This window comes from Streptomyces sp. NPDC096324 (assembly GCF_044763015.1).
In the GTDB taxonomy this organism is placed as follows: Bacteria; Actinomycetota; Actinomycetes; order Streptomycetales; family Streptomycetaceae; genus Streptomyces.
Genome location: NZ_JBIWFK010000009.1, coordinates 99221 through 122329 on the forward strand (window position 1 = coordinate 99221; position 23109 = coordinate 122329).

Annotated in this window: 20 protein-coding genes; 3 read left to right on the forward strand and 17 right to left on the reverse strand. The window is 72.4% G+C overall.

Going from position 1 to position 23109, the window contains the following annotated elements; genetic code table 11:
* Positions 1 to 11 precede the first annotated feature (11 nt).
* A complete protein-coding gene (locus tag ACIQ7M_RS25375) occupies positions 12 to 752 on the forward strand; it encodes a GntR family transcriptional regulator (protein WP_386987981.1) in 741 nt (246 codons plus the stop codon).
* 128 nt (positions 753 to 880) lie between these two features.
* Here the strand turns inward: ACIQ7M_RS25375 and ACIQ7M_RS25380 are convergent, their stop codons facing one another.
* The 7 genes from ACIQ7M_RS25380 to rpe form a co-directional block, all read right to left on the reverse strand.
* The gene (locus ACIQ7M_RS25380) at positions 881 to 1333 is read right to left on the reverse strand and encodes an Lrp/AsnC family transcriptional regulator (protein WP_015661832.1); all 453 of its coding nucleotides are present in this window, start codon (positions 1331 to 1333) and stop codon (positions 881 to 883) included.
* Between the two features lie 55 nt (positions 1334 to 1388).
* A complete protein-coding gene (locus tag ACIQ7M_RS25385; RefSeq protein ID WP_403648375.1) occupies positions 1389 to 2870 on the reverse strand; it encodes an amino acid permease in 1482 nt (493 codons plus the stop codon).
* Positions 2871 to 3188: 318 nt separating this feature from the next.
* A complete protein-coding gene (locus tag ACIQ7M_RS25390) occupies positions 3189 to 4631 on the reverse strand; it encodes a GuaB1 family IMP dehydrogenase-related protein (protein WP_403648946.1) in 1443 nt (480 codons plus the stop codon).
* Between the two features lie 107 nt (positions 4632 to 4738).
* Positions 4739 to 5116 (reverse strand): barstar family protein, encoded by a 378-nt coding sequence (locus ACIQ7M_RS25395; protein WP_355770284.1) that lies wholly within the window; start codon positions 5114 to 5116, stop codon positions 4739 to 4741.
* Entirely contained in the window at positions 5113 to 5559 is a 447-nt protein-coding gene (locus ACIQ7M_RS25400) for a ribonuclease domain-containing protein (RefSeq protein WP_403648378.1), read from the reverse strand. The genes ACIQ7M_RS25395 and ACIQ7M_RS25400 overlap by 4 nt, the downstream gene beginning before the upstream one ends.
* 52 nt (positions 5560 to 5611) lie before the next feature.
* On the reverse strand, positions 5612 to 6655 hold the full coding sequence (locus tag ACIQ7M_RS25405) for a sugar-binding domain-containing protein (protein ID WP_355773110.1): 1044 nt from the start codon (positions 6653 to 6655) through the stop codon (positions 5612 to 5614).
* Positions 6656 to 6733: 78 nt separating this feature from the next.
* On the reverse strand, positions 6734 to 7420 hold the full coding sequence (rpe, locus tag ACIQ7M_RS25410; RefSeq protein WP_355773108.1) for a ribulose-phosphate 3-epimerase: 687 nt from the start codon (positions 7418 to 7420) through the stop codon (positions 6734 to 6736).
* A gap of 134 nt (positions 7421 to 7554) precedes the next feature.
* Here rpe and ACIQ7M_RS25415 point away from each other — a divergent pair, with 134 nt between their 5' ends.
* Positions 7555 to 9792: an MMPL family transporter gene (locus ACIQ7M_RS25415; protein WP_403648382.1), complete on the forward strand. Its 2238-nt coding sequence runs from the start codon at positions 7555 to 7557 to the stop codon at positions 9790 to 9792.
* Between the two features lie 40 nt (positions 9793 to 9832).
* Here ACIQ7M_RS25415 and ACIQ7M_RS25420 read toward each other — a convergent pair whose 3' ends face one another.
* Both ACIQ7M_RS25420 and fmt read right to left on the reverse strand, forming a co-directional pair.
* On the reverse strand, positions 9833 to 11266 hold the full coding sequence (locus tag ACIQ7M_RS25420; protein ID WP_403648385.1) for an RsmB/NOP family class I SAM-dependent RNA methyltransferase: 1434 nt from the start codon (positions 11264 to 11266) through the stop codon (positions 9833 to 9835).
* Positions 11267 to 12040: 774 nt separating this feature from the next.
* Positions 12041 to 12973, reverse strand: a complete 933-nt coding sequence (gene fmt / locus ACIQ7M_RS25425; RefSeq protein ID WP_355773100.1) for a methionyl-tRNA formyltransferase — start codon at positions 12971 to 12973, stop codon at positions 12041 to 12043.
* A gap of 380 nt (positions 12974 to 13353) precedes the next feature.
* On the opposite strand from fmt, the gene ACIQ7M_RS25430 reads away from it, so the two are divergent.
* The gene (locus tag ACIQ7M_RS25430) at positions 13354 to 13896 is read left to right on the forward strand and encodes a hypothetical protein (protein ID WP_355773097.1); all 543 of its coding nucleotides are present in this window, start codon (positions 13354 to 13356) and stop codon (positions 13894 to 13896) included.
* 250 nt (positions 13897 to 14146) lie between these two features.
* On the opposite strand, the gene ACIQ7M_RS25435 is transcribed toward ACIQ7M_RS25430, so the two are convergent.
* The 8 genes from ACIQ7M_RS25435 to ACIQ7M_RS25470 all read right to left on the reverse strand — a co-directional run bounded on the left by ACIQ7M_RS25435 (position 14147) and on the right by ACIQ7M_RS25470 (position 23044).
* Entirely contained in the window at positions 14147 to 16303 is a 2157-nt protein-coding gene (locus ACIQ7M_RS25435; protein ID WP_403648388.1) for a primosomal protein N', read from the reverse strand.
* A 483-nt stretch (positions 16304 to 16786) separates the two neighbouring features.
* Positions 16787 to 17995, reverse strand: a complete 1209-nt coding sequence (gene metK, locus ACIQ7M_RS25440) for a methionine adenosyltransferase (RefSeq protein ID WP_339128165.1) — start codon at positions 17993 to 17995, stop codon at positions 16787 to 16789.
* A 236-nt stretch (positions 17996 to 18231) separates the two neighbouring features.
* Positions 18232 to 19434, reverse strand: a complete 1203-nt coding sequence (gene coaBC / locus ACIQ7M_RS25445; RefSeq protein WP_403648392.1) for a bifunctional phosphopantothenoylcysteine decarboxylase/phosphopantothenate--cysteine ligase CoaBC — start codon at positions 19432 to 19434, stop codon at positions 18232 to 18234.
* A gap of 91 nt (positions 19435 to 19525) precedes the next feature.
* Positions 19526 to 19798, reverse strand: coding sequence for a DNA-directed RNA polymerase subunit omega (gene rpoZ / locus ACIQ7M_RS25450; RefSeq protein ID WP_003982715.1), 273 nt, complete (start codon positions 19796 to 19798; stop codon positions 19526 to 19528).
* Positions 19799 to 19835: 37 nt separating this feature from the next.
* Positions 19836 to 20429, reverse strand: coding sequence for a guanylate kinase (gmk, locus tag ACIQ7M_RS25455; RefSeq protein ID WP_384797797.1), 594 nt, complete (start codon positions 20427 to 20429; stop codon positions 19836 to 19838).
* Positions 20430 to 20466: 37 nt separating this feature from the next.
* A complete protein-coding gene (locus tag ACIQ7M_RS25460) occupies positions 20467 to 20790 on the reverse strand; it encodes an integration host factor (protein WP_081223334.1) in 324 nt (107 codons plus the stop codon).
* A gap of 308 nt (positions 20791 to 21098) precedes the next feature.
* Entirely contained in the window at positions 21099 to 21941 is an 843-nt protein-coding gene (gene pyrF, locus ACIQ7M_RS25465) for an orotidine-5'-phosphate decarboxylase (RefSeq protein WP_355771747.1), read from the reverse strand.
* The gene (locus ACIQ7M_RS25470; RefSeq protein WP_386988289.1) at positions 21938 to 23044 is read right to left on the reverse strand and encodes a quinone-dependent dihydroorotate dehydrogenase; all 1107 of its coding nucleotides are present in this window, start codon (positions 23042 to 23044) and stop codon (positions 21938 to 21940) included. Before ACIQ7M_RS25470 ends, pyrF begins: the two co-directional genes overlap by 4 nt.
* Positions 23045 to 23109: the final 65 nt, after the last annotated feature.

Genomic DNA, 23109 nt, shown 5'->3' on the forward strand with positions numbered 1-23109 from the left:
AGAGGGGAAGAATGACGGCGCGACACGAGGAGATCGCCGAGGAGCTGCGGCGGGCGATCGACCGCGAGGAGTACACCGTGGGCAGCCTGCTGCCGGCGGAGACGGACCTCGCGGCCCACTACGGCGTCTCGCGCGGCACGGTCCGCCAGGCCGTCGCGGCCCTGACCGCCGAGGGGCTCATCGGGTCCCGCCAGGGCGCCCGGCGCGTGGTCCTCGCCGGCCGTCGCAGCCAGAGCTTCGCCGAACTGCGCAGCTTCGCCCAGTGGGCGCGGGCGATGGGGCGCGAGGCGACCGGCCACGTGGTGGCGCAGGAGTACCGCCCGGCGACGGCGGAGGACGCCGTACGCCTCCAACTCCGGGAAAGGACGACGGTGTTGCACGTGCTGCGGGTTCGCGGCCTGGACGGCGAACCGGTGCTGCTGGAGCGCACGGTGTACGCGGACTGGATCTCCCCCGCCGTCGCGGTGATCGAACCCGACTGCCCCTCCGTCACCCAGCGGCTCCTCGAGGACACCGGTCTGGTCTTCGCGTACGGCGAGCACGTCATCGACGCCGTCGCGGCGAGCGCCCAGGACGCCGACCTCCTCGGCGTCCGCCGCACCAGCCCCCTGCTGCGTGTCCGCCGGGTCACCACCACGCGCGAGGGCCGCCCGGTGGAATGGTCCGACGACCGCTACCGCTCGGACGCGGTGAGCTTCAGCGTCCACAACTCGATCGGCAACAACGCCCTGGCGAGAAAGACGGCGGAATGACCAACGCCGGCCAGGGGAGCGCCCGTAAGGGGCGCGGGGAACTGCGCGCCCGGCCACACACCGCCCGCGCCCGCCGACGGCGAGAACCCCACCCCCGGCGGGCGTAAGAGCAGTTGTGGGGACGCCGACTACGTAGGTGACCCCGAGGAGAACCTCCGCAGGAGCGGCGACAGCACCAGAACGGACTTCGTCCGTTCCACGAACGGCTCCCCCGCGATCCGTTCGAGCACCCGCTCGAAGTGCCGCATGTCGGAGGCGAACACCTGGACCACCGCGTCCGCCTCCCCGGTGACGGTGGAGGCGGCCACGACCTCCTGATACCGCTCCAGACCCCGCTGGATGGTCTCGGGAGAGGTGTTCCGGCGGCAGTAGATCTCGACGAACCCCTCGGTCTCCCAGCCGAGCGCCGCCGGGTCCACCCGTACGGTGAACCCGGTGATGGCCCCGGTGGCCCGCAGCCGGTCGACCCGCCGCTTCACGGCGGGCGCGGACAGGCCGACCAGTTGCCCGATGTCCGCGTAGGAGCGGCGGGCGTCCTCGGCGAGGGCGTGCACGATGCGTTCGTCGAGATCGTTCAGCACTGCGGGTGGTTCACTTTTCTGCGAGGGGTTCCCGAGAGGGTTCCTGCGACGGGTTCTACGGCTGCTCGGCGACGGCTTCCGCGGTCGCCATCCGGGACTTGCGATAGCCGTAACTGAAGTAGAACACGAGCCCCACGGCCATCCAGACGCCGAAGACCACCCAGGTGACGGCCGAGAGGCTGGCCATCATCCACACGCACAGCAGGAAGCCGATCGCCGGCAGCACCGGCGCGAGCGGAACCCGGAAAGTACGGCGCATCGCCGGGCGCGTCCGGCGCAGCACCACGACGGCGACGTTGACGAGCGCGAACGCGAACAGCGTGCCGATGCTGGTGGCGTCGGCGAGCTGGCCGAGCGGGATCGCGGCGGCGAGGACACCGCAGAACAGCGAGACGATGACCGTGTTGGCGCGGGGCGTGCCGGTCTTCGGGTGGACGCGGGCGAACACCTTGGGCACCAGACCGTCCCGGGCCATCGCGAACAGGATGCGCGTCTGGCCGTAGAGCACGGTCAGCACGACACTGGCGATGGCGATGACGGCGCAGGCCGCCAGCAGCGTGCCCCAGAAGGTCTGCCCTGTGACGTCCTTCATGATCTCGGCGAGCGCGGCCTCCGAGTCGCCGAACTGCCGCCAGGGCTTCGCTCCGACGGCGACGGCGGCGACGAGGACGTACAGCGCGGTCACGATGACCAGCGAGAGCATGATCGCGCGCGGCAGGTCGCGCTGCGGGTCCTTGGCCTCCTCGCCGGCGGTGGAGGCGGCGTCGAAGCCGATGTAGGAGAAGAACAGGGTGGCACCGGCGGCGCTGACGCCCGCCATGCCGAGCGGCATGAAGTGCTCGTAGTTGCCGGAGCGCAGACCCTGGACGCCGATCGCGCAGAACAGCACCAGCGCGGCGATCTTCACGGCCACCATGATGGTGTTGGCGCGCGCCGACTCGCGGGCTCCGCCGAGCAGGAACGCCATCGCGAGCAGGACGACGATCAGCGCGGGCAGGTTGAACAGGCCGCCGTCACCGGGCGGCGCGGAGAGCGCGTCCGGAATGGTGACGCCGATGGTGCCGTCGAGCAGCTCGTTCAGGTACTCGCCCCAGCCGACCGCGACGGCCGCGACCGAGACGCCGTACTCCAGGACCAGACACCAGCCGCAGATCCAGGCGATCAGCTCGCCCATCGTCGCGTACGTGTACGAGTACGAGGATCCGGCGACCGGGATGGTGCCGGCGAGTTCCGCGTAGGAGAGGGCGGAGAAGAGGGCGGTGAGACCGGCGATCACGAAGGACACGGTGACCGCGGGACCGGCCTTGGGGACGGCCTCGCCGAGGACCACGAAGATGCCGGTGCCGAGCGTGGCACCGATGCTGATCATGGTGAGCTGCCACAGGCCGAGGGAGCGCCGCAGCGAGCCGCCCTCGCCGTGTCCGCCCTCCTGCACCAGGCGTTCCACCGGCTTGCGGCGCATGAGACGTGCGCCGAGACCCGCGGCGGGCGGGGCGGACGTGGGTGGGGACTGCGGGGGTGCGCCTTGATCGAGCACGCGCTGGCTCCTTCGTCGCTGCCGGTCGAAGAGGACGGGAACCGGCGGCACCCCTGACAGCCGGGACCCGCCGAGCGGGGTCCCCGCCACGCCTGTGTACAGCGCTCGACCCTATGAGTTCGGGCTTCACGGGCGTAATGCAGCAACCTTGCGCATCTCCGCAAGATCGTTGCGTTCATCCCATCCCGGCGCGTGTTCGTTGCGCGGGCCTTCGGGATGGTTGCGCGAGGCGACTTCCGGCCGGTCGGGGGAGCCCTCCCACGCGTACGGCCCCCGCTCCCGGCAGGGGAACGGGGGCCGTACGGGACGGGCGGAGGATCAGCTCCAGCTCGCGTGCAGCGGCTTGCCCTCGGCGTAGCCGGCGGCGCTCTGGATGCCCACGATCGCGTTCTGCGCGAACTCCTCGAGGGAGTTGGCGCCCGCGTAGGTGCAGGACGAACGGACGCCCGCGATGATCGAGTCGATCAGGTCCTCGACGCCCGGACGGGACGGGTCGAGGAACATCCGCGAGGTGGAGATGCCCTCCTCGAACAGCGCCTTGCGGGCCCGGTCGTACGCGGACTCCTCGCTGGTGCGGTTCTTGACGGCCCGCGCGGACGCCATGCCGAACGACTCCTTGTACAGGCGTCCGCTGGCGTCCTGGTGAAGGTCGCCCGGGGACTCGTACGTGCCGGCGAACCACGAGCCGACCATGACGTTGGACGCGCCGGCGGCCAGCGCCATCGCGACGTCGCGGGGGTGGCGGACACCGCCGTCGGCCCACACGTGCTTGCCGTACTTCTTCGCCTCGGCGGCGCACTCCAGGACGGCGGAGAACTGCGGCCGGCCGACGCCGGTCATCATGCGGGTGGTGCACATGGCACCGGGGCCCACGCCGACCTTGATGATGTCGGCGCCCGCGTCGATCAGGTCCTTGACGCCCTCGGCGGCGACGATGTTGCCCGCGACGATCGGCACCTCGGGGTCCAGCGCGCGCACGGTCCTGACGGCGCTGATCATCGACTCCTGGTGGCCGTGCGCCGTGTCGATGACGAGCGTGTCGACGCCCGCGTCCAGCAGCTGCTTGGCCTTGCCCTCCACGTCGCCGTTGATGCCGACGGCGGCGGCGATGCGGAGCCTGCCGTTCGCGTCGGTGGCCGGGGCGTACAGCGTGGCGCGCAGGGCGCCCTTGCGGGTCAGGATGCCGGCCAGCTTGCCGTCCGCGTCCACCGCGGGGGCGTAGCGGCGGTTGGCGGCGTCGAGCCGGTTGAACGCCTCACGCGGCTCGATGTCCGCGTCGAGGAGCAGCAGGTCCTTGGACATGACCTCGGAGAGCTGGCTGAAGCGGTCCACACCGGTGAGGTCGGCGTCGGTCACCACACCGACGGGGCGGCCGTCCTCGTCGACGACGACGCCCGCGTTGTGCGCGCGCTTGGGCAGCAGCGCCAGCGCGTCGGCGACGGTCTGGTGGGGTGCGAGGACGATCGGGGTGTCGAGCACCAGGTGGCGTCCCTTGACCCAGGAGACGACCTCGGTGATGACGTCGATCGGAATGTCCTGCGGAATGACGACAAGGCCACCGCGGCGGGCGACGGTCTCGGCCATCCGGCGGCCGGCGATCGCCGTCATGTTGGCGACGACGAGCGGGATGGTGGTGCCGGTCCCGTCCGGGGAGGCGAGGTCCACCGCCTGACGCGAGCCGACGGCCGAACGGCTGGGCACCATGAAGACGTCGTCGTACGTCAGGTCGTACGGGGGCTGGATGTCGTTGAGGAAACGCACGTGCTGCACATCCCAGTCGATCAGAGGTGGCCCCCGGACAGGTCAGCCAGGGGGAAGAGCACGTACTTCATTGTCCCATGCCGACCGGTGCGAGGTCCCCGGGCGGATCATCCAGGCTGGTCAGAGGGCAGTTGGTCGGATCCTCCAAGGGAGAGGACGACCGAGAGCGCCGCGTCGGCGTCCTGGTAGTAGCCGGAGGCCGTCGCCAGCACCGCCTGCGCGGTCTCCCACTCCTCGGGCCGTGCCCTGGCGTAGGGACGCCAGCCGGTCACCACGATGAGTCTGCCCGGACTGGCCGGTCCCCAGTCGGGGTCGCCCAGGAGGTCGCCGAGCGCGTCCCAGTTCCCTCCGAACCACTCCGGCAGGTCGAGGGCGCGGACACAGCGCGCCATGAAGGCGCCCTTGTCGAGCACCCCGGTGAGATCGAGTTCGGTGACCTGCCACCCGGCCGAACGGCACACCACCGCGAGCGGACCGTGCGTCATCTCAGTACCGCCTTGAACGAGTTGTAGTGATCGTCGGTGTAGAAGATCTCCCCGCCCCGCCCGGTGACGATGCGCCGGGCACCCCGGTCGTTCTCCCCCGGGGTCGGCACCGTGTACTCGCGGTAGTAGCCCCGGGCGTGCCCGGGCAGCTCGCGTTCGAAGTTGCCGAAGACGGTGCCGTCCTTGGCGTACGGGAAAGGGCCGCCCCGGTCAATGAGGGCGAGGGTCGACCGTGCCTCGGCGGGCAGCGCGGCCACGGAGACGGTCGGCAGACCGCCCGCCCAGGACGGGGCCGGCCCGTAGCGGCTCACGGCGGTGGCCGCGGAGTCGCCTGGACCGGCCCCGCCCGTCGCCGAGCAGCCCGTCAGTAGGACGGTCAGACAGACCAGCAGTCCCGCGAACAGGCGGACCGTGAACGCCCGAGGGGGCGGCCGTGGCAGCATGACGTCGATGCTGCCACGGCCGCCCCCTCGGGGCGCGCTTCACGTGCCGTCGTCAGGACCCGTCCGGGTCCGCCCGGTTCAGCGCCGGACGCGGGGCCGGGCCCGCCGTCATCAGCGCGTCCGCGGCGGCGGTGTCCGTGACCAGGCTGGTGACCAGCCCGGACCGCAGCACCGCGTCGATGGCGGCCGCCTTGCGGTGTCCGCCCGCTATGGCGACGACCTCGGGGATACGGCGCAGCCGGTCGGCCTCGACCGTGATGCAGCGTTCGCCCAGGTCGCGCCCGACCCGGCGGCCTTCGGCGTCGAAGAGGTGCGCGGACATCTCGGCGGCGACGCCGAGCGAGGCGTAGTGCGCGCGCTCCTCGTCGCTGAGCATGTCGTGCACCGTGGAGATGCCGGGCTCCCAGGAGCCGATGGACACGCAGGCGACCGTCACCTTGTCGAAGTACTCGAAGGCGCGGGCGATCCCCGTCTGGTTGCGCAGCGCCGCCGCGGTGGCCGCGTCGGGCAGCAGCATCGGCGCGTAGATGGGGTGGGCGTCGCCGCCCGACACCTGCGCGGCACGCCGTACGGCCTCGACGGAGCCGCGCTCGGCGGTCCCGGCGTCGTACACACCCGTGAGCTGCACCACCGTGCACGGCGGGAGCCGGTCCAGCGCCGCCGCCATGTGGATCGTGGAGCGGCCCCAGGCGAGACCCAGCACATCGCCCTCGTTGACGAGCTCGCCGAGCAGGTCGGCGGCCACCTCGCCGAGGTTCTCCGGGTCGGGCGACTCCTCGGCCTCGGCCGGGGACTCGACGACGACGGCGTGCCGCAGGCCGTAGCGGGCACGCAGCGCGTCCGAGCGCTCCGCGTCGAGCTCGGCGGGGACGCGGATCTCGATCCTCACGAGATCCCGTTCGAGAGCGGTCTCCAGGACCCGGGCCACCTTGAAGCGGCTGACGCCGAACTCCTCGGCGATCTGGATCTTGGACTTGCCCTCGAGGTAGAAGCGGCGGGCCATGGCCGCCGCCTGGACCAGCTCAGCGGGTCCCATCCGCATGGCTGACCGGCCCGCCGACATACCCGACACGGCGATCTCCTCACTTCTGTTCACACTCTGGATTCGCCGTTCATCCTTGCAGATCCGGCGCACTTGATCCGCCCTGATGGGCGGCGTTCACGTTCCCTTGGCTCAGTGGCCGCACGCCCAGGACGCACGGGCCGTCGCCTCCTCCGCCTGGGTGCGCAGTGCACGTACCGCCTGGGCGGGGTCCGCCGCCCCGTACACCGCCGAACCGGCGACGAACACGTCGGCGCCCGCCTCGGCGCACCGCTCGATGGTCGAGGCCGAGACACCGCCGTCGACCTGGAGCCACAGTTCCAGGCCGTGCTTGCTGATCAACTCGCGCGTGCGGCGGATCTTGGGGAGCATGATGTCAAGAAAAGCCTGGCCCCCGAATCCGGGCTCGACGGTCATGATCAGCAGCATGTCGAGCTCGGGCAGCAGATCCTCGTACGGCTCGATGGGGGTCGCCGGCTTGAGCGCCATGGAGGCGCGGGCCCCCTTGGCCCGGATCTCCCGTGCGAGCCGGACGGGCGCGGCGGCCGCCTCCACGTGGAAGGTGACGGAGCCGGCACCGGCTTCGACGTACTGGGGCGCCCACCGATCGGCGTCCTCGATCATCAGATGGCAGTCCAGCGGCGTGTCCGTCGCACGGGCCAAGGACTCTACGACCGGTACCCCGAGGGTGAGGTTCGGTACGAAATGGTTGTCCATGACGTCGACATGGAGCCAGTCCGCGCCTTCGACCGCCCTTGCCTCCTCGGCAAGACGGGCGAAGTCGGCGGACAGGATGCTGGGGTTGATCTGCGCGGCCATGCCCCAAGACTGCCATGCCCCGGGCCCGTTGCCCGCCTCGGTCCGGACCTGGATCGGCCGACGGCTGCCCCACGACGGTCCGCCGTGCCATCCTGGACGGCCCAGCGACGCTGCGTCCGGTCTCGGGGGTGGGCATGAAGCGGCTCGACGTCTGGAAGCACGCGGCCATCAAAGGCGTGTGCGGACGGCGCTCCAAGTGGCTGGTCCTGGGCCTGTGGCTGCTGATTCTCCTCTTCGTGGCACCCCTCGGAACGAAGCTCAGCGACGCCCAGGACAACGACGCCCAGTCCTGGCTGCCGGGCTCGGCCGAATCCACCCAGGTCCTCGACATCTCGAACGGGTTCCGGCCCGAGCAGATCCCCGCGGTCGTCGTCTACGCGCGCCCGGACGGCCTGACGGCGCAGGACCGGCGGCAGATCTCCGAGGACGTCCGGCAGCTCAAGACACTGCGGGACCACGGCATCCGCGGCGCCGAGACCCGGGGACCGGTCTTCGACCGGCAGCCGGATCCCCGCGCGGCGCAGATCTACGTCCCCATCACCATGGACGCGGCCGGCTGGCAACGGATCGCCCCCGCCGTCTCCTCCATCCGTGACCAGGTGGGCAAGGGCGGCGACGGGCTCTCGGTGCACATCACCGGGCCCGGCGGCACGGCCGCCGACTCCTCCAAGGCCTTCGAGGGCATCGACTCGACGCTGCTCTTCGCCGCGATGGCCGTCGTCATCGTGATGCTGCTGATCACCTTCCGCAGCCCGACCCTGCTGTTCGTCCCGCTGCTCGGCGTGGTCGTCGCGCTGTTCACGGCCCAGGCGCTGATCTATCTGCTGGCGAAACACGCCGGTCTGACCGTCAACGGCCAGAGCGCGGGCATTCTCACCGTGCTGGTGTTCGGCGCGGGGACCGACTACGCCCTGCTGCTGGTCGCCCGCTACCGCGAGGAACTGCGCCGTCACGAGGACCGGCACGAGGCGATGGCCCTCGCCATGAACCGGGCCGGTCCCGCCATCCTCGCCTCGGGCGCGACCGTCGTCCTGAGCATGCTGGTGCTCCTGGTCGCCGAGATGAACTCGACGCGGGGTCTCGGACCGGTCGCGGCGATCGGTGTGGCGGTGGCGCTGCTCGCCATGCTCACGCTCTTCCCCGCCCTGCTGCTCGTCTTCGGCCGCTGGATCTTCTGGCCGGCCGTCCCGCACCTCGGCTCGGCCGATCCGACCAGGAGCGGCGTCTGGGCGCGCATGGGCGGGCGGATCGCCCGCCGCCCCCGGACGTTCTGGGTGGCCACGGCGCTGGCCCTCGGGCTGCTGTCCCTCGGCCTCATCCAGCTCCGCGCCGCGGGCATCCCCAACGCCGACCAGTTCACCGGGAAACCGGACTCGATCGTCGGCCAGGAGGTGTCGGCGCGCTACTTCCCCGCGGGCGACGGGGATCCGCTGGTCATCGTGTCCAACACGGCTCAGGGCAGACAGGTCGGCGAGACCGTGGCGGCGGACCCGGGCGTGGTGACGTCGAGCATCGGGGTGCCACCGGGCACCGCGCCCGTGCACGACGGCAGAGTGCTGTTCGAGGCGACGACCCGCGCCCCCGCCGACAGCACGGCGGCGAAGGACACCGTGGAGCGGGTCCGCGACGCGGTGCACGCCGTGCCGGGTGCCGACGCGAAGGTGGGCGGCGGCTCGGCGGCCCTGCTGGACATGGAGAACGCCCAGACGCACGACAACTATCTGGTCATTCCGCTCGTCCTGGTGGTGGTCCTGCTGGTCCTGAGCGTCCTGCTGCGCGCGCTGATCGCCCCGCTCCTGCTGATCGGGACCGTGGTGCTGTCGCTGGCGACCGCGCTCGGTGTGAGCGCGCTGGCCTTCCGGCACGTCTTCGACTACGCGGGCGAGGACGTGGCCTTCCCGCTGTTCGTCTTCGTGTTCCTGGTGGCGCTCGGCATCGACTACAACATCTTCCTGACCACCCGGATCCGCGAGGAGGCGATCCGTCACGGCACCCGGCAGGGCGTGGTGACGGGCCTGGCCACCACCGGGGCGGTGATCACCTCGGCCGGTCTGGTCCTGGCGGGCACGTTCGCGGCACTGGGCACCCTGCCGATCGTCGGGTTCGCGGAGATCGGCTTCGCGGTCGCGCTCGGCGTGCTCCTGGACACCTTCGTGGTGCGCTCGGTGCTGGTCACCGCGCTCTTCCTCGACGTCGGCCCGAAGGTGTGGTGGCCCGCCCGGCTCGCGCACGAGGACGGGGGCTCCCGGGCCGGGGAGGCACCGGAGCCGGCCGGGTCCGGGGAACTCGCGGGGTCCCCGGAGCCCGCCGCCGGAACCCAGGACGCCGGGGACGCGGGCGACGCCACGAGACCGGCCCGGCCGCCCGACTGACGGGCCGGGGCGGACCGTCCAGCCCGGCGGAGGCGGCGGGTCAGGCCGTTCGGCGGATCAGGGCCAGGTACATCGCGTCCGTCCCGTGCAGGTGCGGCCAGAGCTGGACGTCCGGGCCGTCCCCGAGCGCCGGTACGCCGGGCAGCAGCGGGCGGGCGTCGAGCAGTTCGGCGGAGCCGTCCTCGAAGTGCTTGAGGACGTCGTCGACGACCGCGCGGGTCTCGGCGAGGTGCGGCGAGCAGGTCGCGTAGCCGACAACACCGCCGACCCGGACCGACGCGAGCGCCGTGCGCAGCAGTCCCCGCTGGAGCGGTCCGAAGCCGTCGAGGTCCTCGGGGCGGCGCCGCCAGCGGGCCTCGGGACGGCGGCGCAGCGCGCCCAGGCCGGTGCAGGGCACGTCCATGAGCACCCGGTCGAACGTGCCGGGCCGCCACGGCGGACGGGTGCCGTCGGCGGCGATGACCTGGTAGGGGCCCGGGTTCCCGTCGAGTGCCTTGGCGACGAGGCCCGCGCGGTGCGGCTGCTTCTCGGAGGCGAGCAGCGTCGCCCCCCGCCCTGCGGCCAGGCCGGCCAGCATCGCGGCCTTGCCGCCGGGTCCGGCGCAGCCGTCCAGCCAGACCCGGTCGGGCCCGTCGAGCGGCGCGTTCGCCAGGGCGATCGCCACGAGCTGGCTGCCCTCGTCCTGGACGCCCGCGCGGCCCTCCCGTACGGCGTCGATGGCGCCCGGCTCGCCGCCCTCGGTGAGCCGCACGGCGTACGGTGACCAGCGCCCGGGAAGCCCCGAGTCCTCGTCGAGGGCGTCGAGCAGTTCGTCGGCGGTGGAGCGTCCGGGCCGGGCGACGAGGGTCACCTCGGGCCGTTCGTTGTCGGCCTCCAGCAGGTCCTCGATACCGGCCCGGCCACCGCCCAGCGAGTCCCAGAGCGCCGAGACGACCCAGCGCGGGTGCGAGTGCACGACGGCGAGGTGCTCCTCGGGGTCCTCGTCGTAGGGCGGCGCGACCTGTTCCAGCCAGGCGTCGAGGTCCTGCCGCGCGACCTTGCGCAGCACGGCGTTCACGAACTTGGCCCGCCCGTCGCCGAGCACCACCCGGGCCAGCTCGACCGAGGCGGAGACGGCCGCGTGCGTCGGGATGCGGGTGCCGAGGAGCTGATGGACGCCGAGGCTGAGCACGTCGAGGACCGGCGGGTCGACCTCCCGCAGGGGCCGGTCGACACACGCCGAGATGACCGCGTCGTACGTTCCCTGGCGGCGCAGCGTGCCGTACACCAGCTCGGTGGCGAGCGCGGCGTCCCGTGCGTCGAAGTCGCCCTTCTGCCTCGCCTTGCGCAGCAGCGGCGGCAGGACGAGGTTCGCGTACGCGTCCCGCTCGTCCACGGCCCGCAGCGCCTCGAAGGCGAGCATGCGGACCGGGTCCTTCTGGGGGCGGCGGTAGGGCTTGCCGGTCTTCTGCGGCCGACGGGGCTGCTCACTCACGAAAAAGGTGCTCCGGATCCAGGAAAAAGGTGCGTCTGACAGCGTACGCCGCGGGGCTTGCGACGCACACGCCCAGCCGCCCGACGGAGGACCCCCGCCGGCCGCGCGAGGGCGCCACGAGGGACGGCCCGCGCCGCCCCGGAGACTGCCGCACGCCCGAGATCCCGCGGCGACACCCGAAGACCTACAGCAGCCTCGGACACACTCACCGCAACCCCTGCCAGCCCCCGGGCGCACCCGCCAGGAGACCGACCCGCCCGGCGCCCGCCATGGGGCCGACCGGCCCGGCGCCGCCCGCCGGACGGCCGACCGGACCCCGCTGGGCCCGCCGGGCGGCCGCCGGACCCCACAGCCGCCCGTCAGAAGGCCGCCGAGGCCCACGGTGGCCGGTCACCTGCCACGAGACCGACCGGACCCCGCAGCACCGGGCCCGAGGCCGTCCAGACCCGCGGCGCGCTCGCCGGCAGGTCCCCCGGCTCCACGACGCTGACCGAAGGTCCGCGTCGGACCCCACGGCGCGCGACTGAAGGCCCGAGTCGAACCCCGGGGCGCTCGCCGACAGCCCACGTCGGACCGCTGCACTCGCCGAAAGACCGCGGCAGCCTCGTGGCAGTCGGCGAGGGCCCGCGACCCCGCGGCGCGACCGACGACCCGAGTGGAACCCCGGGGCGCTCGCCGACAGCCCGCGTCGGCCGCGCGACACTTGCCGAAGAGCCCGCGGCCGACCCCACGGCGCTCGCGCGGGCGTCGGCCCGGGGCGGACCCCGGCGCGGATCAGACCCCGAGGCGCTCCCCGGAGGGGATGCGCACTCCGCGGGCCCAGTCCGCGGCGCGCATCGGCTTCTTGCCCTGGGCCTGCACCCAGAGCAGCTCGACGGCGTACGAACCCGTGCCCACGTACACGTTGTTCTTGGCGACGGACAGCTCGCCCGGGGCGAGGTCCGTACGGTCCGGCACCGTCGCGACCTGGATGAGCTTGAGGCGCTCGGCGCGGAAGACGGTCCAGGCGCCGGGGGCGGGCGTGCAGCCGCGGACCATGCGGTCGACGCGCAGCGCCGGGGCGGCCCAGTCGACGTGGGCGTCCTCGACGGTGATCTTCGACGCGGTGCTGATGCCGTCGGGGGGCTGGGGCACGGCCTTGAGGGTGCCGTCCTCGATCCCGTCCATCGTCGCGGCGAGCAGTCCGGAACCGGCGAAGGCGAGCCGGGTGAGCAGGTCCCCGCTGGTGTCGGTGGGGCGGATCTCCTCGGTGACGGTCCCGTAGACCGGCCCCGAGTCGAGGCCCTCCTCGATCAGGAAGGTGGTGGCGCCGGTGATCTCGTCGCCGGCCATGATCGCGTGCTGCACGGGGGCGGCGCCGCGCCAGGCCGGCAGCAGCGAGAAGTGCAGGTTGACCCAGCCCTGGGCGGGGATGTCGAGGGCGACCCGGGGCAGCAGCGCACCGTACGCCACGACGGGGCAGCAGTCGGGGCCGATCTCCCGCAGCCGGGCCAGGAACTCCTCGTCCCGCGGCTTCACGGGCTTGAGCACCTCGATCCCGGCCTGTTCCGCCCGCTCGGCGACCGGGCTCGCGACGAGGTGTCGCCCGCGGCCGGCCGGCGCGTCCGGCCGGGTCACGACGGCGGCCACCTCGTGCCGCCCGGAGGCGATCAGGGCGTCCAGGGCGGGAACGGCGACCTCGGGGGTGCCTGCGAAGACGAGCTTCATGGGTGGCGGTTGGCCTCTCGGGCGGGAGCACTTCCATCCCCCGCGCGCGTGCCGGTTCAGGCGAAGCACGGGGCAGCGCACCAGTCTATGCCGCCCGGGGCGCGGGGGCTCGGGGGTTGTCCAAGGGGCCCTGCCCCCGGGCCCGCACGGAGTTCGGAGCGAGCGTCGGCGCAGGTGGCCGTGTCCGACCGGCCGCGCGCGGGGCGCGTCCACGGCACGACGGGGGGCGTACTTCTCGGGACGCGCCCCGTTCATATGCTCTTGCGCCCTTGCACCCGTGACCACTCACCCGTCCACGCGTTGGTCAAGAAAGAGTTGACCACAGCGGGCCGCTCACCAGCGGCCCGATCCCTTTCAACGCCGGTTCGAGAGGCTTGTTCATGGCCGACCATGCAACCCACGACGCCCAGGCTCGGGCCAGCCTGCACTTGCTGGTGCGGGACATCGAGCGGGTCCGTCGGCAGGTGGACGCACTGCGCACACTCACCGCCCAGTTGGGCAACGTCTACCGCCCGCGCCGCGCCGGACCCTCCACGGGCTTCGTCGTCTACGGCCGCGCGCCCGCCCCGACCGTCCGTCTCGCCCAGGAGTTGAGGGACAGCGTCGAGACGCTGGTCACCGCCGCCGTGGACTTCGACCGCTCGCTCGGCTTCTCCTGGGACGCTGTGGGCTCGGCACTCGGGGTCACCAAGCAGGCGGTGCACCGGCGTTACGGCGCCCGTCGCGCCGCCACCCAGGCCGCGGCCGAGGCGGAGCGCGCCACGGACACGGTCGACACCCACGCGATCAACGTCAACACCACCATCCCCTCGGTGCCGACCGTCCCCGCCGCCCGCTCCATGCCGACCCAGCCGACGGCCGGCAGCCCGACACTCCGCGACGAAGCCAGGTCCACGGCGTTCCCGGGCCCGCGCAACGGCTGACCGATCCCGTGGACGACAACTGCCTCCCGGCGCCGGGTCCCGGGGGGCAGTCCCCATTGCACGCGCTGGGCGAGTCACCGCCGCGCCTCCGCCCCACCGACCGCGCAACGGCGCGACCATGACACCTCGTCACCCGTCGACCGTGCCGAGGCACGGCCATGACACCCACGTCACCCCACGGTCCGCGGCGCCACCCGTGCGTCACGCGCTGCGCGCCCCGGACCCCTCGCCGCGCTGCCCCACCGGAGTCTCACCCGATGTCGGGCGGATCGATCCGGATGCGTACGGGCTCACCGCCCCCGCGGGCCATGCGCGCCGCCTGCGCGCTCTTCAGCGCGGCGGCAAGAGCGGCACCACTGCCCGGGGGCACCCGGATGAGCACCCGCTCCCCGGGCTCTCCGGGAGGCGTTCCACCGGGCCGGCGGGGCCGCCCCGCCTCACCGGCCGGCAGCGGTACGGGCCCCAGCACCTCGGCGTCACCCGGTAGTTCGGCCGCCGCGAGGAACCCGGCGAGCGCCTCGGGCGCCCCGGACACCGCCGCCATCCGGGACACGGGCGGAAAGCCCAGCTCGGCCCGCTCGGCGAGTTCACGCACCGCGTGCCCGACCGGATCCCACCGCACGAGCGCCTGAACGGGCCGCAGGGTCGGTTCCGCCACGACCACGACCGTGCCGCCCGCCCCCTGCGGACGGACCAGCGCGGCGGCCGCCGTCCACCGACGCAACGCGTCCTCGCCGGCCCGCAGATCGGGCCGTCCGAGCATGGCCCAGCCGTCGAGCAGCAGGGCCGCCGCGTACCCGCCCTCGGCGACGGGTTCGGCCCCCGGCGTGCTGACCACCAGGGCGGGCGTCGCGGGCACCGTGTCCAGCACCTGCTCCCGCCCGGACGTGCGCACGGGCACGGCCGGGAACGCCCGCCCCAGCTCCTCGGCGGTCCGCCGGGCGCCGACGACCTGCGCCCGCAGCCGGAACCCGCCGCACTCCTGGCAGTGCCAGGCCGTCTCGTCCCGCCCGCACCAGCCGCAGCGCAGCGCCTGGGCGTCCTGCGCCTCCAGCGGCCCCGCGCAGTGCCGGCACCGCGCGGGCTCCCGGCACCGCGCGCACGCCATCCGGGGCACATAGCCCCGCCGGGGCACCTGGACCAGTACGGGCCCCAGCTTCAGCCCCTCCCTGAGGACCTGCCAGGCGAGCGTCGGCAGCCGGGCCGCCCGCGCCGCCTCGTCGCGGGCGAGATCGCCGTCCGAGACGGTCCGCACGAGCGGCGCGGTGGCCCGCACCTGTTCCCGGTCGGCGGCCAGCGGCAGCGCCCAGCCGCTCTCGACCAGTTGCGCCGCCTCCACCGTGCACGTCCAACTCCCCAGCAGGAAGCCGCACTTGTCACGCGAGGCACGCAGCTCCAGCACTTCCCGGACATGCGGGAAGGGAGCGTTGTCGTCGCTGTGTCCGTCGTCGCCGTCGTCCCAGACGACCACGAGGCCCAGATTCCGTACGGGAGCGAACATGGCGGCCCGGGTGCCGACCACCGCGCGAACGGAGCCGCGCCGTACGGCGAGCCAGTCGCGATAGCGCCGCTCGGGTCCCGCGTCCGCGGTCAGCACGGCGTGCTGCCCCTCCCCCACCAGGGCCTTGAGCGCCGCGTCGACACGGGAGGCGGGCCGGCCCGCCGGTACGACGACGAGCGCCCCGCGCCCGGAGGCCAGCGTCGCCTGCACCGCGCGGGCGATCTCCTCGGCCCACTCGGGACCGGGCAGCGCCGTCCACACGGCGCGCGGCGCGCCGCCGGAGGCGAGAGAGGCGAGGAAATCGGCCCCTCGTCCGTACCGCCGCCAGGTCCCGGGTTCGGGGGCGGCGGGCGAAGGCGGGGGCGGGGGCGACTTCCGCGCCTCGGCACGGGCGTGCCGGGGCGGCACGGCGAGCTGGAGCACGTCGGCCAGCGATCCCGCGTACCGGTCGGCGACGGCACGGGCCAGACCCAGCAGTTCGGGTCCGAGGACGGGTTCGGGCGAGACGACCTGGGCCAGGGCCGCCAGCGGTCCGGAGTAGTCGGACTCGGCGACCCGCTCGACGAGATAGCCGTCGATGAGACCGCCGCCCTCGCGCCGCCCCTCCCGCACGTTGCGTCCCCCGGCGCCGAAGCGGACCCGCACCCGCACGCCCGGCTGCGCGACCTCGTCCAGGTCCTCGGGCACGGCGTAGTCGAAGTAGCGGTCGAGGTGCAGCACGCCCTTGTCGACGAGCACCCGCGCGACGGGCAGGTCCTTCGCCAGCGGGGCGCCCCGCCAGGTCCGCGGCTTCGCCTTCGGGGCCTTGGCCTGCCGCACGGCCTCCCGCATCAGCGCGAGCTGCTCGGGCGGTGCGCCGTCCGCCCCGCCCGCGCTGTCGTCGGATCGCCCGTTCGCGCTGCTCACAGCAGTATTCCTACCAGACCGCACTGACAGCGCCGCCCGCCCGAGATCAGGCCGGCCACGGATCGCGAACGCCGTGAAGGCGCTTCTGCCATGGGCCGCTCGGCCATACCGGTCGGGGACCGGCAGCAGGATTCGAACCTGCGAGGGGATCACCCGGAAGTATCCGAGGCCATCGCACCGGGCCGGGCGGCGTGGAGTCTCCCGAGATCAGGACGGCAGCGGTACGTGTTTCCAGATTCACCGCACGCCATGGGCGTACTCCACCGAAGTAACCGCGGCCTTCGCACCGGGAGATCATCAGCGTACGAACCCCGGCCCGGACCGGCCACCGCTTTTCCCCGGCCGTGCCGGACCGGGCCGGCACTCCCGCGGCCGGCCCGGCACAGCCACCGCCTTCCCCGGCCCACCGTGCTTCCGGGCAGCCGTGAGGCCCGGCACCCCGAGGAGTGCCGGGCCTCACGGCTGTGACGAAGCCTTCGCGGACTACAGGCCGGCGGCCTTGCGCAGCGCGTCCACCCGGTCCGTCCGCTCCCACGTGAAGTCGGGCAGCTCACGGCCGAAGTGGCCGTAGGCGGCGGTCTGGGAGTAGATCGGGCGGAGCAGGTCGAGGTCGCGGATGATGGCCGCCGGACGGAGGTCGAAGACGTCCGTGATGGCGGTCTCGATCTTCTCGGCGTCCACCTTGGCGGTGCCGAAGGTCTCGACGAACAGACCGACGGGCTCGGCCTTGCCGATCGCGTACGCGACCTGGACCTCGCAGCGCGAGGCGAGGCCCGCGGCGACGACGTTCTTCGCGACCCAGCGCATCGCGTAGGCGGCGGAGCGGTCGACCTTGGACGGGTCCTTGCCGGAGAAGGCGCCGCCGCCGTGGCGGGCCATGCCGCCGTACGTGTCGATGATGATCTTGCGGCCGGTGAGGCCGGCGTCGCCCATCGGGCCGCCGATCTCGAAGCGGCCGGTCGGGTTCACCAGCAGGCGGTAGCCCTCGGTCTCCAGCTTGATGCCGTCTTCGAGGAGGGCCTTCAGCTCCGGCTCCACCACGAACTCGCGGATGTCGGGGGCGAGCAGGGACTCCAGGTCGATGTCACTGGCGTGCTGCGAGGAGACGACGACGGTGTCCAGACGGACCGCCTTGTCGCCGTCGTACTCGATGGTGACCTGGGTCTTGCCGTCGGGGCGCAGGTACGGGATGGTCCCGTTCTTGCGGACGTCGGACAGGCGGCGCGAGAGCTTGTGCGCGAGGTGGATCGGGAGCGGCATCAGGTTCGGGGTCTCGTCCGTCGCGTACCCGAACATCAGGCCCTGGTCGCCGGCGCCCTGCCTGTCCAGCTCGTCCTCGTCGCCCTCGACACGGGACTCGTACGCCGTGTCGACACCCTGGGCGATGTCCGGGGACTGGGAACCGATCGACACCGACACGCCGCAGGACGCCCCGTCGAAGCCCTTCTTCGACGAGTCGTAGCCGATCTCCAGGATCTTGTCGCGGACGAGCTGCGCGATCGGCGCGTACGCCTTGGTCGTGACCTCTCCGGCCACGTGCACCAGGCCGGTGGTGATGAGCGTCTCCACGGCGACCCGGGACGTCGGGTCCTCGCGCAGGAGGGCATCGAGAATGGTGTCGCTGATCTGGTCAGCGATCTTGTCGGGGTGACCCTCGGTCACGGACTCCGAGGTGAACAGGCGACGGGACACAACGCTCCCTGTGGTTGCAGCGGCTGCTGGCTGATCATTGGTGGACGGCCGGGGGCTGCGCCCGGCGTCGTCCGAGAACAGTTTATCGGTCGCACTCGGCCGCGGGACCCCTGTCTCGCCTCTCGGAAGGCCTGTGACCTGCGGCACGGGCATTCTGCGCCATGGCCATGGGTCTCCGCCAGGGTCGCCACGCCCGATTTTGCGCGATTTGTGTGACAGGCGCGACGGGAGAGGTGTCACACCAGTCGGCGTGTCACCAGGTCCCACACCGTCTCGGCCAAGGCTTCCTTGGGTCCGTGAGGCACCGGGGTCTCACTCCCGTCGGCTCCGAGCACCACCGCCTCGTTCTCCTCGGAACCGAAGGTCTTGCGCTCGCCCACCTCGTTCACCACCAGCAGATCGCAGCGCTTGCGCTCCAGCTTCGTCCGTCCGTTGGACAGGACGTCGTCGGTCTCGGCGGCGAATCCCACCACGACCTGGCCGGGGCGCGCGCGGTCCGCGGAGATCTCCGCGAGGATGTCCGGATTACGGACCAGAACGATGGGTTCAGGCTCCGCGCCGTCCTTCTTCTTGATCTTCCCGGCCGCGTAGGTGCCGGGGCGGAAGTCCGCGACCGCGGCCGCCATGACCACGGCGTCGGCGTCCGGGGCCGCCTTCAGCACGGCTTCGCGCATCTGCACGGCGGTGCCGACCTGGATCACGTCGACCCCGGCCGGGTCCGGCAGACCCGTGTTCGCGGCGATCAGGGTGACCCTGGCTCCGCGCGCGGCGGCGGTGCGGGCGAGCGCGTAGCCCTGCTTGCCGGAGGAGCGGTTGCCGAGGAAGCGGACCGGGTCGAGGGGCTCACGGGTGCCGCCGGCGCTGACGACGACGTGCCGTCCGGCGAGATCCGGCTCGGTGACACCGCGGGCGAGGACACGGCGGCAGATCTCGAAGATCTCCCCCGGGTCGGGCAGCCGCCCCTTGCCGGTGTCGACGCCGGTCAGGCGCCCCACGGCGGGCTCGATGACGACGGCGCCGCGGCGCCGCAGGGTCGCCACGTTCTCCTGCGTCGCCGGGTGCTCCCACATCTCGGTGTGCATGGCGGGCGCGAACACGACCGGGCAGCGGGCCGTGAGCAGGGTGTTGGTCAGGAGGTCGTCGGCCAGCCCGTGGGCGGCCTTGGCGAGCATGTCGGCCGTCGCGGGGGCGACCACCACGAGGTCGGCGTGCTGCCCGATGCGGACGTGCGGGACCTCGTGGACGTCCGACCAGACCTCGGTGGACACGGGGTGGCCCGAGAGCGCGGACCAGGTGGCGGCGCCGACGAAGTTCAGCGCGGAGGCGGTGGGCACGACACGTACGTCGTGACCCGACTCGGTCAGTCGTCGCAGCAGCTCACAGGCCTTGTAGGCGGCGATGCCACCGCTGACCCCCAGAACGACCTTGGGCTTGGACACCGTCTCTCCCCGGGCTCGGAAACGTACGACTCCATGACACACCACAGGCCCGACGGTCGCGCCGCCGGGCCTGGGATGAGCGTGTGAATGACTACTGAGCGGGGCCTTCGACGGCCTCGGAGGTCAGCAGACCCGCGTTGATCTCGCGCAGCGCGATCGACAGCGGCTTCTCGTGGACGTGGGTGTCGACGAGCGGACCGACGTACTCGAGGAGGCCCTCGCCGAGCTGCGAGTAGTACGCGTTGATCTGACGGGCTCGCTTGGCCGCGTAGATCACGAGGCTGTACTTCGAGTCGGTGGCCTCGAGGAGCTCGTCGATCGGAGGGTTGATGATGCCCTCGGGAGCAGTGATGGAAGAGGACACGCTCTGCCTTCCGAATGGTGGAAATTGACCTGAAAGATCAAACAACTTCCACCAAGGCTAGCAGCTCGCGCGCCACGTCCTCGACGGAGGTGTTGACCAGGGTGACATCGAACTCCGGTTCGGCGGCGAGTTCGACCTTGGCCGCCTCCAGGCGGCGCTCGATCACCTCGGGCGGTTCGGTGCCCCGACCGGTGAGCCTGCGCACCAGCTCCTCCCAGGAGGGCGGGGCCAGGAACACGAGGAGCGCGTCCCGCATGGACTCGCGGACCTGCCGTGCTCCCTGGAGGTCGATCTCCAGGAGGACCGGCTTGCCCGACTCCAGGTGCTCCATGACCGCGGCACGCGGGGTGCCGTAGCGGTTGCCGGCGAATTCGGCCCACTCCAGGAGCTCGCCGTTGGCGATCAGCTTGTCCATCTCGTCGTCGGAGACGAAGAAGTAGTGGACTCCGTGCTTCTCACCGGGGCGCGGCTTGCGGGTCGTCGCCGACACCGAGAGCCAGAGCTCGGGGTGTGCTTTGCGCATATGAGCGACGACCGTGCTCTTGCCGACCCCCGAGGGGCCGGAGAGCACGGTCAGCCGCGGACGTGCGTCCGGGGGTACGGGGGACGTCCCCCGGGGTGTTACAGCCATGCAGCGATTATTCCAGCAATCCTGGTGTGTCCAGGACTCAGGCGCCGGAACCACCGAACTCGCGCTCCAAAGAGGCGATCTGGTTCGAGCCGAGACCGCGAACGCGGCGGCTCTCGGAGATCCCGAGTCGCTCCATGATCTGCTTGGCGCGGACCTTGCCCACGCCCGGCAGGGACTCCAGGAGAGCGGAGACCTTCATCTTGCCGACGACGTCGTTCTCCTGGCCCTGCTTGATGACCTCGTGAAGAGAGGCGCCGGAGTGCTTGAGTCGATTCTTGACCTCGGCCCGCTCCCGGCGAGCCGCGGCGGCCTTTTCGAGCGCGGCTGCGCGCTGTTCAGGGGTAAGGGGCGGAAGAGCCACGCCTACGTCACCTCGGATGTCGAACTGTCGGATACGGACCGGTGAGGAACCTAGTCGCCCCACACCGGGGAGCCCCGGGCAACATGCTCGCCCGTTCTCCCCGCCGCCTTGACAGCGCGGGAGGTGCTCCCACTCGTCGGAGACTAGCGGGCAAGTGCGCCGGAGTCAGCGAGAACGAAGGAAAAGTCCTGGTCAGCCTCCCTGGAGCCCGACATTTACGACATACCTCCCCGGATTTGAGGGTGTATCCAGACTCGGGGACTCCCGAAGGCACTCGTCGGAGGGCTCTCGAACGGCTGTCGGAACGCTCAGGCGGCCGCGACGGCCGCCCTGATCTCCTCCGCGAACCCCTCGGCCGACTCCCGCAGGGCCATGACGTCGGGACCGTGACGCAGAACACCCCGGCTCACGTTCGGGACGACGTTGCGCACGGCGGTCCCGAAGACGCCCGCCAGATCGGCCGCGGTCGCTCCTTGGGCACCGATGCCGGGCGCGAGGAGCGGACCGTTGATCTCCAGGTCGTAGGAGGAGAGATCGCCCAGGGTCGCGCCGACGACCGCCCCGAAGGACCCGAGCGGCCTCTCGTCCGCGTTCTCGGCGGCCAGGTGCCCGAGCATCGTCGCTCCGACGTTCCGCCCGTCCGCGCGCAGGGCGTGCTGCACCTCGCCGCCCTCCGGGTTGGAGGTGAGCGCGAGCACGAAGAGCCCGGCCCCGCTCTCGCGCGCCAGCTCCACCGCGGGCTTCAGCGAGCCGTAGCCGAGATAGGGCGACACCGTCAGCGCGTCCGAGAAGAGCGGCGCGTCCTTGCGCAGGAAGGTCTCGGCGTACGCGGCCATGGTCGAGCCGATGTCGCCGCGCTTGGCATCCATCACGACCAGCGCGCCGGCCGCCCGTGCCTGTTCGACGGACTTCTCCAGGACGGCGATCCCGCGCGAGCCGAACCGCTCGAAGAACGCGCTCTGCGGCTTGAGGACGGCGACGCGCTCGGCGAGCGCCTCGACGACCGTACGGCTGAAGCGCTCCAGGCCCGCGATGTCGTCGCCGAGCCCCCAGTCGGCGAGCAGGGAGGCGTGCGGGTCGATGCCCACGCACAGCGGACCGCGCTCGTCCATGGCGCGGCGAAGGCGCGCGCCGAAGGGTTCCAGGCTCATACGGGCTTCCTCACGTCGGCGCCGACCGCGTCGGCGAGGGTGGCGTACGGGCTCGTCCGCAGGCGGGCGGCGAGTCCCTTGTGGATGGCGCGGCCCCAGAAGGGGCCCTCGTAGATGAAGGCGCTGTAGCCCTGGACCAGCGTGGCGCCGGCCAGGATGCGCTGCCAGGCGTCCTCGGCGTTCTCGACGCCGCCGACGCCCACCAGGGTGATCCGGTCGCCCACGCGCGCGTAGAGGCGCCTCAGGACCTCCAGGGAGCGTGCCTTGAGCGGCGCGCCGGACAGGCCGCCGGTCTCCTTCACCACGGAGGGGTCGGACGTCAGCCCGAGTCCCTCGCGGGCGATGGTGGTGTTCGTGGCGATGATCCCGTCCAGGCCGAGTTCGACGGCGAGGTCGGCGACCGCGTCGACGTCCTCGTCGGCGAGGTCGGGCGCGATCTTGACGAGGAGCGGGACGCGCCGGTCCGTGACAGAGCGGTCGGCGGCCTCGCGCACGGCGCTGAGGAGCGGGCGCAGCGCCTCGGTGGCCTGGAGGTTGCGCAGGCCGGGGGTGTTCGGGGAGGACACGTTCACGACGAGGTAGTCGGCGTGCCGGGCGAGGCGCTCGGTGGACTTCACGTAGTCGCCGACGGCTTCCGCCTCGGGGACGGTCTTGGTCTTGCCGATGTTGACGCCCACGACGGTCCTGAAGACGGGCGTACGGGCCGCCAGGCGCTCGGAGACGGCCGCGGAGCCCTCGTTGTTGAATCCCATGCGGTTGATCAGCGCGCGGTCCGGCACGAGGCGGAACAGCCGCTTCTTGGGGTTGCCTGGCTGCGGCTCCCCGGTGACGGTGCCGATCTCGATGTGGTCGAAGCCGAGCATCGACATGCCGTCGATGGCCACGGCGTTCTTGTCGAAGCCCGCCGCGAGGCCGAAGGGCCCGTGCATGCGCAGGCCGAGCGCCTCGGTGCGCAGCTCCTCGTGGCGGGGCGCGAGCACGGCGGCGACGAAGGTGCGCAGGACGGGGACGCGGGCGACGAGCCGGATCCAGCGGAAGGCGAGGTGGTGGGCCTGCTCCGGGTCCATCCGCTTGAAGACCAGGTCGAAGAAGAGCTTGTACATGATCGTGTCCTCGAAGGAGCCGGTGAGGGGCGCCTCTTGAAGGGGCAGGGGGCCGCATGAAGAGG